Genomic DNA, 14,504 nt, shown 5'->3' with positions numbered 1-14,504 from the left:
GGTCTTGTTCGTCTAGCCTTTTGAACGAACGACAAAAGCCGATGGATCGCGCATACTACCAGGAGTTGCTGGCCAAATACCGGAGAGGGGAATGTACCGACGAGGAACGGGCTTTGCTTGATCAGTGGTACGCTTCGCTGGATACGGACGTGGATTTGCCGACTACCGAAGCCGAAAAGCAACAGCTTCTGGACCGGAACTGGCAAGCGCTGGCTGACCGAACCGTTCGTGATTCACCGGAAATCCCGGTAACCCGGCGGTTGTGGTTTCGGCCCTATTGGGCAGCGGCTGCTGTCGTGCTGCTAACCATTGGTTTAGGCTGGTTTTTCGGGCGGCCATCCGACCAGAAACCGCTGGTGCAATCGGAAACGACGGTCCAAAATCAACCGGCTTTGCTGGAACGAACCAACACTTCAACGAAACCCGAACGGCTGGTGCTGAGCGATCAGAGTGTGGTAACCCTGCAACCGGGCAGTACACTCCGGTATCCGGCTGCGTTTGCCAGCGAAAAACGCGAGGTGACGCTGATCGGGGAGGCTTTCTTCGACGTGCAGAAAAATCCGCAGCAGCCGTTTCTGGTGTATTCACACGACCTGATTACCAAAGTACTTGGCACCAGTTTTCGCATCAAAGCCTACCCAAGTGACCGCAACGTGCAGGTGGCTGTCCGGACGGGGCGGGTATCGGTCTATTCGCCCAAGCTGGTTGGTGAAAACCGTACCAAATCCGATCCCGAAACCATTGGTGTCGTGCTGACTCCCAATCAACAGGTGACATACCTGGATCAGGAGCACCGGCTGGTGAAAACGCTGGTGGAGAAACCCGCCGTTCTGGTTCAGCCGAAGGACGTACCCACGTTTACGTTTCAGAACGCGCCGGTGTCGGCTCTGATGACGGCCATCGAAAAAACCTACGGGGTGGATGTGGTGTACGACGAGGAACTGATGGCAAACTGCCACATCACTACGTCGCTGGATCAGGAAAATCTATACGATAAACTAACCATCGTCTGTAAACTGCTGGGGGCGACGTACAAGATCATCGACGCTCAGATTGTCATCACCAGCCCCGGATGCTCGTAGGGTACGGTTTTCAGTTTATCGAACTCTGAATCTTGATTAATCGATACCCAAATTGAGCAGGAATTCACTAAAACATCCAATAAAGAGTATGAACCTAAAACCGTATACCGAAAACTAAAAAGAAAGGTCGGCGATGGGTCCAAGCATCGCCGACCGGCTAATACCCCAAATATCGACTGCTGAGTTCGACACATCTTTTCAGATGGGATGGGGCTGCTTTGTCTTTGCTTAAACCCTTAAACAAAAACGATCAAAGGTATGAAATTACCTCGACTCAATCACGCATTCGCCCTTACCCTTATGCGTATCACCTTTACCCAATTGCTCTGTGCCTGGCTGTTCGTGGGGATGACCTACGCCGAAACCGCCAAAGCGCAGGTTGTACTGGAGCAACCCGTTACCTTGTCGGTTGCCAATCAGGAGATTAGTACCGTATTGTCCCGCCTAGAAAGGGTTGCGAAAGTAACCTTCTCGTACATTCCGCAGCAAATCCAGGCCGACCGGCGCGTGTCGATCAACGTCGTGAACCAGCCCTTGTCGACAGTTTTGGACCAGTTGTTCAAAAACGCGGCTGTCAGCTATGAAGTGGTGGGCAAGAAGCAGATTTTACTCAGTAAACCATCGGCCTCATCGCCCCCGCTTCCCGGTATTTCGCCCCGCAGCAGCCAGCTCCAGACCGAGCAGCCACTGGACCGGGACATTGCCGGGAAAGTGACCGACGAGAAAGGCGAGGGCCTTCCGGGCGTCAGTGTGGTCGTTAAAGGCACCACGCGGGGCACCTCCACCGACGGGGATGGGCAATTTCGATTGAATGTTCCCGATGGAGCCGCAACGCTGGTTTTTTCGTTTGTCGGTTACCTGAATCAGGAAGTTGCCGTTGGTAACCGGACGAGCCTGGATGTGCGGTTGCAGGTAGATACCAAAAGCCTGGAAGAAGTGGTGGTGGTCGGTTACGGAACCGTCAAGAAATCCGATCTGACGGGTTCGCTGGCGCAGGTGAAATCAAAAGAACTGAACGCTTATCCGGCAACCAACGTGCTCCAGGCGCTGACGGGTCGGGCGGCTGGGGTGCAGGTGCTACAGAATACCGGAGCGCCGGGGGCGGCTGTGAGCGTCCGCATTCGCGGAACGAATTCCATTCAGGGAAGCAACGAGCCGTTGTATGTCGTTGATGGTTTTCCGATTTCAGGTACCAATCCGACCATTCTGAACAACGCGGATATCGAGAGCATGGAAATCCTGAAAGATGCGTCGGCAACAGCCATCTACGGCTCGCGGGGTGCCAACGGCGTCGTGATCATTACAACCAAGCAGGGAAGGGCTGGCAAAACCCGCGTCGATTTCGAGACGAGCTACAGCATACAAACGCTCCGAAAAAAGCTCGAACTGATGAACGCGCGGGAATACGCCACCTTTTACAACGAACAGGCCGCCAACGATAACCTGAAGCCGTATTTTACGCAGGACCAGATTAACAGTTTTGGCGAAGGATTTGACTGGCAGGATCTGGTTTTTCAAAGCGCGCCAATGAAAAATACCTCGCTGAACGTGAGCGGAGGAAACGACAAAACCCAGTTCTCGGTGTCGGGAAGTAGCTTCGATCAGGACGGCATCGTAAAGGGCAGTGACTACAAACGATATTCGCTGCGGACCAACATCAACCACACCATCAGCAGCAAGTTCAGCCTCAATTTTGCCGGAACCCTGTCGCGGCTGAACACTGGCCGGAAAGACAGCGGGGGGGGCAGCCGCGGCAACTCGATGATTGCGGGTGGTCTTTCGGCCCCGCCCACGCTGACGCCGTACAACGATGATGGCAGCTACCGTGTGCTAGCCACAGCTTATCCGTTTGTGGCCACGGACATGGTCAATCCGCTCAACTTCATCAACGAGCAGGATATTCGAACGAAGGCCAACGTCGCTCTGCTCAATGCCGCGTTGTTATTCAAACCCATCGAAGACGTTACGATCAAGATTTCGGGTGGGATCGAAAACCGCGACGATCGGGATGACCGGTATACGACGCGCAAATTTGTCAATTCACAGGGTAGCGCCAGCATTACCACCAATCAGGCGATAAGTCTGCTGAGTGAGAACACGATCAGCTATAACAAGACCTTTAACCAGAAGCACAGCGTGGCCGCCGTCGCGGGTTTTACGTATCAAGATTTTACCCGGACTTTTCTAACCGGAAGCGGGAACGGTTTTCTGAGCGATGCCTTTGAAACCAGTGATCTGTCGGCGGCCATAACGCCGGGTATTCCGGGTTCTGGCTATGCCAAATGGGCTCTGGTGTCGTACCTAGCTCGGGTCAATTATTCCTACGATAACAAGTATCTGGCAACGGTGAGTTTTCGTCGGGACGGTTCCTCGAAATACAGCGAAGGAAACAAGTGGGGCTCTTTTCCGTCGGCAGCACTTGCCTGGCGGGCTTCGAATGAAGAGTTCCTGAAAAACCATCCTTTCATTTCTGATTTGAAGGTCCGGGCCAGTTGGGGCTTGACGGGTAGCCAGGCCATTGCGCCCTACGCGACGCTGAACCAGTTGAGTTCGGGCAAAACGATCTTTGGCGAGACCTTTTACAATACGTTTACGCCGGGAACGGTTTTGCCGGGTAACCTAAAATGGGAAACCACCGAACAAAAAGATTTTGGGGTTGATCTGGGGCTTTTCCGGGATCGGCTGGTGCTAACGGCCGATTATTACGTCAAAAATACCCGCGACCTACTGAATACCGTAGCGTTGCCGTCGTCGCTGGGTTACAACAACACCATTCAGAATGTGGGCGAAGTGCAAAACCGGGGTCTGGAATTGGGCCTTGACGGTCGGATTCTGACGGGCGAATTCAAGTGGAACGCCAACGCCAATATCGCCTTCAACCGCAATAAAGTCGTGAAACTGTACGGTGGCCAGGATATTCTGGGCGGACAAATTGGGGTGGTGGTTATCAACGACGCAACCAGTATTCTGCGCGAAGGGCGGCCCATCGGTCAGTTTTGGGGCTATGCCGAGGACGGCTACGACGAGCGGGGAAAGATCAAATACAAAGATATAGACGGTGATGGTAGCATAACCGTAAGGGACAAAACATACATCGGCGACCCGAATCCGAAATTCATTTACGGTTTTAACTCGACGATGTCGTATAAAAACTTCGAGCTGAATCTGTTTGTGCAGGGTGTTCAGGGGAATGATATTTTCAACGCCAGCGCCATGGGCAGCACCATCGACTACGGTTTTGGGTTGAACATGCCCCGCGAAGTATTCCTGAACCACTGGTCGCCCACGAATCCGAACGCCAAATACCCCATTATTAGCAACAACGTCAACGCCCGGGCGTCGGATCGGTACGTGGAAGACGGCTCATTCCTGCGCCTGAAAAACGTGCTGTTGTCGTATACGCTGCCGTTGCAGGCCTGGAAGATAAGCTGGGTGCGTTCTGTTCAGCTGTACGCCAGCGGGCAGAACCTGCTGACATTCACCAACTATTCGTGGTGGGACCCGGAAGTTAACTCCCGCGGGGGAGAGAATTCCACGGCGCAAGGCCTCGATTTTTACAGCTATCCCGTTGCCAAATCCATCACCTTCGGCCTGCGGGTCGGCTTTTAACAATGAGCGAAAAAGTGGATGAGCGAAAGAGCGAGTCATTCCGCAGAACTTTCGTAAAAACTTTCACTCTTTCCTTCTTTCGCTCTCTCACTCTTCAAGAACGATGAAAAAACTCTTATTCCTTCTCCCGGCTCTGTTTCTGATGGCGTGCGAAGATGCCCTGAAAGAAGAGCCTAAATCCCTGGTGGTTGAAATGTTTTTCAACACCGCAGCCGAAGTTGAAACGGCGGTCAACGGTATTTATTCGCCGTTGCGTAACAATCAGATGAGCGTGTACGAAGCGACGCTCGAAGCGCAGACCGATTATGCCTTTGGACGCGGAAGCTGGGCGCAACTCAGCGATTTTCAGGGATTCAACGACGCTAATATCACGCGGGTAAGTGATTTATGGAGAGCGTTTTACCTGAGCATTCGCAATGCTAATCTGGTGATCCGTAATGCCCCAAAAGGAACGGCCATCAGCCCCACTGACGTAGCCAAGTATGTCGCCGAGGCCAAGTTCATGCGGGCATTCAACTACTTTCAACTGGTTCGCAACTGGGCCGGGGTTCCGATCCGCACCGAAGAAAACATGGACAACATTGACCTAAAGCGAAATACCGCTGAGGAAGTGTACGCCCTGATTCTGGCCGATTTGAAAGAAGCCGAAGCCAACCTACCCGAAAACCCTGCCGTTGCGGGCCGACCAACCAAATGGGCCGCCAAAACGCTGCTGGCCGACGTGTATCTGCAACTAGGCCATTTTGCCGAAGCGCGGGATAAGGCTGAGGAGGTAATGAAAGCCAACAAGTATTCGCTCGTGCCGGTGACGACCAAAGCGGATTTTCAAACAAAGGTCTGGGGGCCGGATCTGGTATCAACGTCCGAGGAGATTTTTTACTTGAAATACGCCCGGCAAGTCAGCCAGGGGAACTACATGCTCTGGATTTCAAATCACCCCAACACCAAACTGTTCAATTTCGGAGGGGCCTACGCGGTGTACGCCGACAACACCAATGCATTTTACAAAGCCTGGGACAACGGCGATCTGCGGAAAGGCCTGTGGGATGTAATCAACTTCGGTCTGGGAACTACTACGCTCGTTAGCTCCAAATTTGCGGATCAACAGGCGGTGGCGCAGAACGGCGCGGGAAACGATGATCCGGTGTACGGTTATTCCGACGTGTTGCTGATTTACGCCGAAGCCGCCAGCCGGGCTGCCAACGGCCCAACGGCTGCCGCCCTGGAAGCTTTGAATCAGGTGCATCGCCGGGCCTACGGAAAAACCGCCACGACACCGTCTACCATCGATTTCAAATTAACCGATTACAACGCTGTTACCTTTTGGGATTTGGTGTTGCGGGAGCGCGCGTACGAGTTTCAACTCGGCGGCAAACGCTGGCTTGACCTGAAACGGACCGGTAAAGCTAAAGAAGTGATTCAGGCGGCCAAAGGAAAAACGATTGTCGATAAGCATTACCTGTGGCCGATTCCGGTCTCCGAAATGAACTACAACAAAGGTCTTGATCCGGCCAAAGATCAGAATCCGGGGTATTAAAATAATGGATGGGTTTACGGTTTTTGGTGGGTACACATGCGTCAGCCCACCGAAAACCGTAAACCGAAAACGGGAAAATTATGGAAAAAGTAAAAAGAAGATCGGCGTTAACCGCCCTCGGCGCTTTGTCCTTTGGCATGGCGGCTCCGGCATTGGCAAAAGGCGAGGTGCTGGCCGAACCGTATAAATTGCAGAAACAAACCCTGAAAACCGACATTCTGGTAATTGGGGGCGGAACGGCGGGCGTGGTTGCGGCCATTCAGGCGGCCCGGGCCGGACGCAAAACCATTCTGGTGGAAAACGGCAGCCAGCTCGGCGGCACCACCACCACCGGCGGGGTGGCCTATCCGGGTATTTTCTTTGCCTGGGGCAAGCAGGTCATCGGCGGTATCGGCTGGGAGATGGTGCAGGAAGCCGTGGCGCTGAACGACGATACGCTGCCGGATTTTTCGATTCCGCACGGTCGGAACCACCCGCGCCATCAGGTGCGCCTGAACGGGCAGTTGTATGCCATGCTGATCGAAGAAAAAGCCATTGAAGCGGGCGTTCAACTCCGGTTTTACGAAACGCCTACCAGTGCGGTTTTCCAGAAGGGAAATTGGGTGGTGCAAACGGTTGGAAAAGGTGCCAGCACCCAAATCATTGCCAATCAGCTGATTGATTGCACGGGGAATGCCTACGCGGCTTCGCTAGCCGGTTATACGCTGCTGCGCGAGTCGGTGACGCAGCCGGGAACGCTGATGTTTCAGATTGGCGGCTACGATTTCAAGTCGCTGGATTTGAATCTGATTCGGGCGCGTTATCAGGAGGAAATCAAGAAAGGAACGCTGGTCAAAACCGATTTTAGGAACAACATTGTCGGGCTGTTGAAAAGCGCCGGAGACAACATTCAGCACGTGCTGGGTGCCGATTCCACGACTTCCGAAACCCATACGCTGGCAAATATCCAGGGCCGGTCGTCGCTGCTGAAGACCCTGCGGTTTTTGCGGACCCTGCCCGGATGTGAAAAAACGAAGATCATCGACGTGCAGAACGAAACCGGTGTGCGCGAAACCTACCGCATCGACGGTCACTACAAAATCACGCACGAGGATTACGTTACCGGCAAGGTCTTCGACGATTCGGTTTCGTATTCGTATTACCCGATTGACGTGCACGACGAAAACGGCGTGGTGCCCGATCATTTGAAAGAAGGGGTGGTGCCGACCGTTCCGCTCCGGGCGCTGGTCCCGAAAAACAGCCGGAATTTTCTGGTTGCAGGCCGCTCGGTGAGCAGCGATCGGCTGGCGAACTCGGCGTTGCGGGTGCAGGCATCCTGCATGGGCATGGGGCAGGCGGCTGGTGCGGCTGCAGCTCTGGCCAGTATGCAGAACAAAACCCCGCTGGAGGTGCCGTTCGGCGATCTCCGCAAACTGATTGAAGAACACGGCGGTATTGTGCCGGGTTCGGCTCAAAAAGGCTGATTTGGCGTATGAAGCGTATTCAGAGATTTGGGTTACTCGCCGTACTTTCCGCAGGAATGCTTTTGCTTCTGGCCCACCGAAGTCAAGATACGATACGCTATTTTCAGTCGCAAACAATTTCGTTGAAGCCGGATACCGTACAGGCTTATATCGTTGATTTTAAGGACGACATAGACAACGACACCTTGTTTCAGGCGCGGTTGAGGGAAGGGTATCCGGTTTGGTATTTCCGAAAAATTAAAACCAGTGTCTGCTTCGACAACAAGTGTCGGTTGCTCGACATTGTGGTGTATTGGAACGTGACGGGACGGTATTTAGGGTATGAACTGCCGAAAGGGGAGTTCCTGAGCAAAACCGAACACGAACCGTTCAAACCAGCCGAATACACGCGTCTGAACGAGTTGCTGGCTGATCCGTTTTCGCCACTGGCCAATTTTTCCTACGAAGAACTGGCTCCTAAACCGGCGACGGAAACCCCCGGCGTTGACGCGGTTTCGTCGGCGACGGCTAAAAACGTGCTGGATTACGTGGTCGAAGGGGCGGTGTACACGACGTATAAATTGTGGCATATCGTGTACGGTCCGGCGCAGCAGGAAGTGACAATGCTGACCGAGAAGCGGCTGTCGCCCGGTTTTTTGCTGAAAATTCTGGAAAGTCCGGATGCCAGCGATAAGCTCTGGGCGCTCAACCACATTCGCGGTCATGTTGAACTGACGCCGGACTTGCAGAAAACCGTCCTGAGTTTTATCGACAACAACCAGTTCAACCGGGCCGAGCGGGCCATCAATGCCTTGAGTCCAGAAGCACTTCAAAAAGATGCGTTGCAACTGGCGTTATTTGAAAAATACGAAAGCGTTAATTACAGCCTTAAGAACCTGATTGTTACAAAACTAAAAGAGGCCCCGCACCTGAACGATCAGATCAAAAACGCCTTGGTTCAAAACCTATCGGCAACGAATGGCGAACTGCTGACTAATGTGTTGGATCTCTTTAAAAAACAAAAAGTTGCCGATCTGGAAACCGTTCGCGCCATTGCCCGGTTACTGAAACATGAGAATAATTTCCTGGCGCAGAAGGCTTACAACTACCTGAAAAATGCGAATATTGCTGACCAAACTGTGGCTGAACAGGTCAATGCCTACAAGGCGCAACACAAGCTATAGCGGCAATGCCGATGGTAGCCTGGGGTGTGGACGGTGCTGCTGTAACTCGATTTTTGCAACTCCTATTCCGTGAAATCGTTCGCATTGCTGATACTGCTCTTGTCGTTGGGAATGACTTTTCCGGGCAAGAAAGACAACCCCCGACGTTCGGTGGATATTCCAATCGTGACGCTGACCGGCGAAGCGCAGGGCACTACGTACCAGATCAAATACCGCGACGCGCAGCAGAGAAATTTCAAGAAACAGGTTGATTCCATCCTCATTGCGTTCGATCAGTGTCTTTCAACTTACCGGAGCGACTCGGAAATTTCGCGCTTCAATCGGCAGGAATTTCACGTTTTTGAGCGGCCTTATTTTTACCCGGTTTTGCAGAAGTCGGCGGAGGTTCACCACATGACGAACGGCGCTTTTGACCCAACCGTCAAACCGTTGGTGGAAGCCTACGAACAGGGTAAGAGATCCCGCGAGCCCTGGTTACCCAATACCGATTCCTTGCTCCAATACGTGAATTTTTCGTACATCACGTTTGATTCGGTGGCGGTTAAAAAAAAGAAAAAGAACGTTCGGCTGGATTTTAACGCGCTGGCGCAGGGCTACACCGTGGATGTAATTGCGGCTTTTCTGGAATCCAACGGTATCGATCAGTATCTGGTAGAGGTCGGTGGAGAACTCCGCTGCCGGGGTGAGCGCAGCGCGGGGAAGTGGTGGAGCGTCGGTATCGAAAGCCCGGTGCGGCCCGGTGGTTTGCAGACCACCGTCCGGATGGCCAACCGGGCTATGGCGACGTCGGGAAACTACCGGAATTATTACCGGCAAAATGGCGAAACGTTCGGGCACATTATCAATCCCAAGACCGGTTTTTCCAGGCCGGACGTGTTGCTGAGCGCCACGGTTTTTGCACCGGATGCGATGACCGCCGATGCCTTTGCAACGGCTTTTCTGGTGATGGGTCTGGACGAAACCCAACGGTTTCTGGCCAAGCATCACGAACTGGATGCTTATTTAATTTACCGCGACCCAACGGGCCAACTGAAAACCGCAGTAACCGACGGCATCAGAAATTTTCTGAATTAACGCCTGTCACAACGTATCTAGGCCGCTTGCTTCTTAAGCTCAAGCTGCTAGATTTCACCCCTTTTTTCTTTGTGGAATTGAACAATTTTGTTGATCAGTACGCTTTTGTGGTGATAGTTCAAATTCTTCATCTTTCTTATTTGTAATGAAACTAAATAAGCTCTTCCTTTGCGGAAACCCTCACCCCGGGTTTTTATCCGCCAGAAAGGGCACATGAGCAACGGTCGGTCAGAAATATTCTTCATTACGGAAAAGTCTTTCAAAAGGCTGTATGACCTTTACGCGAAAAAACTATTTCAGCTCTGTCAGTATTACCTTAATGATCGGGAAGAGGCCCGGGAAATTGTTCACGACATTTTCCGTTCGCTCTGGGAGCGCCGGGAGGAGCTCGAAATCCGGCAGTCGCCCGAACATTACTTAACCCGATCGGCGAAGCTGAAAATCAACCGGTTTTTCCGGGACCGGGCTGTGCAGGCGAAACATTTGCAGCGGGTGGGCAGCGGCCTTGTCGTTTCGGATAATACGACGGAAAACATGGTACTGTTTGAACAATTATCCGAGCAAATCACCACCATACTGGCTACACTTCCATTTACAACGCAACGTATTTTTCGACTCAGCCGCGAAGAGGGCCTGGGCAACCGCGAAATAGCCAGCCTGCTCCAGCTTTCCGAAAAATCCGTTGAATACCACATCACCAAAAGCCTGGCACTTCTGCGCAGCGGCCTGGATCAGTAAAAAAATGATTTCTCGTTTAGGGTTGGCGGTTCGTTGCGGAACTCTGTTTATGAAATCAGAAACGATGCCATGCGGATTACGCCCGATCTATTGGAAAAATACCATCGCGGACTTTGCAATCACGACGAAGCAAAAGCCGTGGAAGACTGGTTAACGGCGGGCCAACTCGAAGAAAATTATCCCCAAAACGACGAGGATGATCAGGTCATAGCCGATCTGTGGCAGGATTTGAAAAGCGAAATTCGTCCGGAACATGCAGTGGCAAAGCAGCGGTATTGGTACGGTTATCTGACCGGCCTAGCGGCTTGCCTGGTGGTATTCCTGGGTATCCGTTACTTCTTTTTCAAGCCAGAACCGGACGTTCTTCCGGCGCAACAGCAGGTAACGAACGTGCGCTACCAGTACCTGCAGACGGCCGCTGGAGAACGCCGGAAGTTTGTGCTAAACGATGGTACTGTCGTTTATCTCAATTCAGAGAGCCAGCTCGCGTACCCGGAACGGTTTTCGGATACCGCTCGTACGGCCTGGTTGACGGGCGAAGCGTATTTTGAAGTGGCCAAGGATTCATCCCGCCCTTTTACAATTCGTACCCGCGACACCCAGACGCGGGTGTTGGGAACAGCCTTTAACCTCAACGCGTACCCAGCCGATCAAGCGGTCACATTAACCGTGAGCGAAGGGAAGGTACGGTTTTCGGGACGGGACGCGAAGGCCGGTTCCGTGCTGGTCATGGCCAATCAGCGGAGTATGTACAAACCGGGTCATCGCTTGGATCACGAGCAGGTATACGCCGGTGCTTATTCGGCCTGGAGACAGAATAAACTCGTTTTTGACAATCAGAAACTAGCAGAAATTGCGACGACACTGGAGCGCTGGTACGGTCGTAAAGTCACCATCAAGTCGCGGGAACTGGCCGACCGGCGGTGTACCGGAACGTTCGTCAATCCGTCGCTGGAAGAGCTTCTGGAAAGCCTGGCGTATTCCGCCAACTTTCGGTATCAACTGAATAACAAGCAAGTGATTATCCATTGATGAATACCCCCCAACGCAAACCTCCCTAAAGAAAATCCACGGCTACGGATATAGCCGTGGATCGACACTCCGGCAGATGTTTGGCGACAGGATGCCGGAGCCGAAACAGTCAATTGTTACCATTAACCGTTTATTCAAAAGTATGAATTCTTCGTTAGAATCCCGGAATTATCTGCATCCGGCAGATGAACGTATGGCCGTTTCTGTTCGAAAAAGCAGGCTTGCGCAATCCGTCAGTTATGTATTGATTGTGGTAGGGATGTTGCTCACGCAGACTGTGTTTGCGCAGGGCAATGTTCTGGATCGTAAAATAACCCTTCAGTTAAACCAGGTATCGGTGGCCGACGCCTTACGCGCCCTGGAAGAGCAGACTGGTAGCACGTTTGTGTACAGCAGCACGCTGTTGAACAGCGACCGAAAAGTAAATGCCAGTTTTCGGAATCAACCGTTGCGCGATGTGCTGAAAGAGTTACTGGGCGACGTGGCGCGGGGCATTCAGGTACAAGGAAACCGCATTCATATCAAGCCCACCAAAGGTGAACGGAAAGGGAATTTGAAAGGGGCCATCCAAACGTCGGATGGGCAACCCGCCAGCTACGTAACCGTATCGGTAAAAGGAACCGGCAAAGGAATGACTACGGACGAGCAGGGCCATTTCCTGCTTCGGAACGTGCCCGCGGGGCCGCAAACGGTGGTGGTGCAACTGATCGGCTACACTTCCGTCGAACAAACCGTGGAGGTACCGGAAGACGAAACCGTTACGTTGCCGGGCATTTCCATTCGGGAAGATTCCAAAACGTTGCAGGAGGTACTGGTTCGGGCCAGCACCAATAAGTTTGCCGACAAGGAAAGCGAGTCAGTGGCCCGGATGCCGCTGAAAAATCTGGAAAATCCGCAGGTATACAACGTCATCAGCAAGGAGCTGCTCAACCAGCAGATGGTAGTCGATTACCACGATGCCCTGAAAACCTCACCGGGGGTGGTGCCGTTCATCAGTGCTGCCGGAACCAATATTGCCTACATCCGTGGTTTTTCGGTGCAGGCCCGGGTCAGAAACGGCCTGGCCAGCCAGACCTGGACGCTGGTTGATCCCGTCAATCTGGAGCGCGTTGAGGTGATCAAAGGCCCTTCCGGAACCCTATTTGGGGCAAGTATGGTTTCCTACGGAGCCGTTACCAATCGGGTGACGAAAAAACCGTTTGAGACGTTCAAAGGAGAAGTGTCCTACTCGGTAGGCGGTTGGGATCTGAGCCGGTTGACGGTGGATGTCAATACCCCGTTGAATCCGGAAAAAACCGTTCTGTTGCGCGTCAATGCGGCTTCGCACAACGAAAAATCATTCCAGAATTTTGGGGCAAACAAAAGCTATGTCGTAGCGCCGAGTTTATCGTATAAAGTGAATGATCGGCTGACGTTCCTGTTTGATGTGGAACTGTATAAAGCCGCCGTGATTCAGCAGCCCTATAATTGGTTTACCGACGGCGTTTCGTTCCGCAACCTGAAAGCGTTGTCCGGGTATTATAAAAATTCTATTGCCGGGGCCGATGCCGAAGGAACCAAGATTTCCAACAATGCCTATGCCGTAGCTACTTATACCTTGTCCGACAAGTGGACCTCCTCGACCAGCGTTTCCTACAGTTTTAATCGGGAAGCGGACCAGTTTCAGCTGACCGCCCAGTGGGTAAACGACACCACCATCGACCGCACTTTCTGGAAAAATCTGCGTCGTGACTTCAGCACGATTAACATTCAGCAAAATTTCAACGGTGAATTTAACCTGGGCAGCATCCGCAACCGGGCGCTGATCGGTGCCGACCTTGCCTACAATACAGACAACCGGTTTGTGGTCGAGGATCCTACGTACGACATCATTAATCCCAGGAAACCGTTTGCGCCTTTTTACAAGGACAAAGCTGACGCCATTGTAGCCAATTCAACCATTCAGTATTCGAGCGGGAGCTGGGCTACGTACGGCGCTTACGTTTCCAACGTGTCGAACCTGACGGACCGGCTGCTTCTGATGCTGAGCCTACGCATGGATTATTTTGTCAGAAATAACAGCCGCTACAACGGTGCGAGTGAAAATAATCACTTCCAGCAAGTCGCTTTTTCGCCCAAACTCGGCGTGGTGTATCAGGTCGTAAAAGATCAGGTGTCGCTATTTGCGAATTACCTCAACGGTTTCAATAACCTGGGGCCGATTACCCAGCCCAACGGATCGGTTCTGAACCTGAGACCCCAGCAGGCGAATCAGTGGGAGGGCGGAATCAAAGCCGAAACGTTTTCTAAAAAGGTAAGCGCCACGCTGAGTTATTACGACATCACGGTCAGCAACTCCACGCGAACTGACGCAAACCTGTTCATCGTTCAGGATGCCACTCAGCACAGTCGGGGTCTGGACGGTGAGGTGATTGCCAACCCCGTTCGGGGCCTGAACATTACGGCGGGCTATGCCTACAACAGGAATACCTATACCAAAGCCAACGAGAGTGTTCAGGGGAAAACTGTTACGTCAGCCCCCCGAAATGTTTTCAATACCTGGGTAAGTTACAAGCACAACGGACGTATTTTTAACAATGTCGGTCTGGGAGCCGGGGCCAATTTCGTCGATGAGTCATTTTATGATTCGGCTAACCTGTTTATAATTCCGTCCTACACGGTTTACAACGCCACGGTTTTTTACGAAACATCCAAATGGCGGTTGGGCCTGAAGATTAATAACCTTACGGATCAGAAATCCTGGAACGCCTGGGGGTATCCGCAACCACTTCGCCAGTTTATCGGCAACATTACCTTTAAATTTTAA

Annotated in this window: 9 protein-coding genes; all 9 read left to right on the top strand. The window is 52.5% G+C overall.

All coding sequences use genetic code 11. The features are described from left to right. Positions 1-41 precede the first annotated feature (41 nt). The 9 genes from ACYVH9_RS17995 (at position 42) to ACYVH9_RS17955 (ending at position 14,504) form a co-directional block, all read left to right on the top strand. A complete protein-coding gene (locus tag ACYVH9_RS17995) occupies positions 42-1,082 on the top strand; it encodes a FecR family protein (protein ID WP_460637780.1) in 1,041 nt (346 codons plus the stop codon). Positions 1,083-1,340: 258 nt separating this feature from the next. Then, positions 1,341-4,691 (top strand): TonB-dependent receptor, encoded by a 3,351-nt coding sequence (locus tag ACYVH9_RS17990; protein WP_460637779.1) that lies wholly within the window; start codon positions 1,341-1,343, stop codon positions 4,689-4,691. A 103-nt stretch (positions 4,692-4,794) separates the two neighbouring features. After that, positions 4,795-6,228: a RagB/SusD family nutrient uptake outer membrane protein gene (locus ACYVH9_RS17985; RefSeq protein WP_460637778.1), complete on the top strand. Its 1,434-nt coding sequence runs from the start codon at positions 4,795-4,797 to the stop codon at positions 6,226-6,228. A gap of 80 nt (positions 6,229-6,308) precedes the next feature. Then, the gene (locus ACYVH9_RS17980) at positions 6,309-7,691 is read left to right on the top strand and encodes an FAD-dependent oxidoreductase (RefSeq protein ID WP_460637777.1); all 1,383 of its coding nucleotides are present in this window, start codon (positions 6,309-6,311) and stop codon (positions 7,689-7,691) included. A 56-nt stretch (positions 7,692-7,747) separates the two neighbouring features. Continuing rightward, positions 7,748-8,854 carry a hypothetical protein gene (locus ACYVH9_RS17975; RefSeq protein ID WP_460637776.1) on the top strand — a complete coding sequence of 369 codons (1,107 nt, stop codon included), beginning with the start codon at positions 7,748-7,750 and terminating at the stop codon, positions 8,852-8,854. Between the two features lie 69 nt (positions 8,855-8,923). After that, positions 8,924-9,928 carry an FAD:protein FMN transferase gene (locus ACYVH9_RS17970; protein ID WP_460637775.1) on the top strand — a complete coding sequence of 335 codons (1,005 nt, stop codon included), beginning with the start codon at positions 8,924-8,926 and terminating at the stop codon, positions 9,926-9,928. Between the two features lie 168 nt (positions 9,929-10,096). Continuing rightward, a complete protein-coding gene (locus tag ACYVH9_RS17965; RefSeq protein ID WP_460637774.1) occupies positions 10,097-10,666 on the top strand; it encodes an RNA polymerase sigma-70 factor in 570 nt (189 codons plus the stop codon). Between the two features lie 69 nt (positions 10,667-10,735). Then, complete coding sequence (locus tag ACYVH9_RS17960; protein ID WP_460637773.1) at positions 10,736-11,698, top strand: FecR family protein; 963 nt, start codon at positions 10,736-10,738, stop codon at positions 11,696-11,698. Positions 11,699-11,840: 142 nt separating this feature from the next. Then, positions 11,841-14,504, top strand: a complete 2,664-nt coding sequence (locus ACYVH9_RS17955; protein ID WP_460637772.1) for a TonB-dependent siderophore receptor — start codon at positions 11,841-11,843, stop codon at positions 14,502-14,504.

It is taken from the genome of Larkinella harenae, from assembly GCF_054780515.1.
This window is presented reverse-complemented; position numbering and strand designations above follow the sequence as displayed.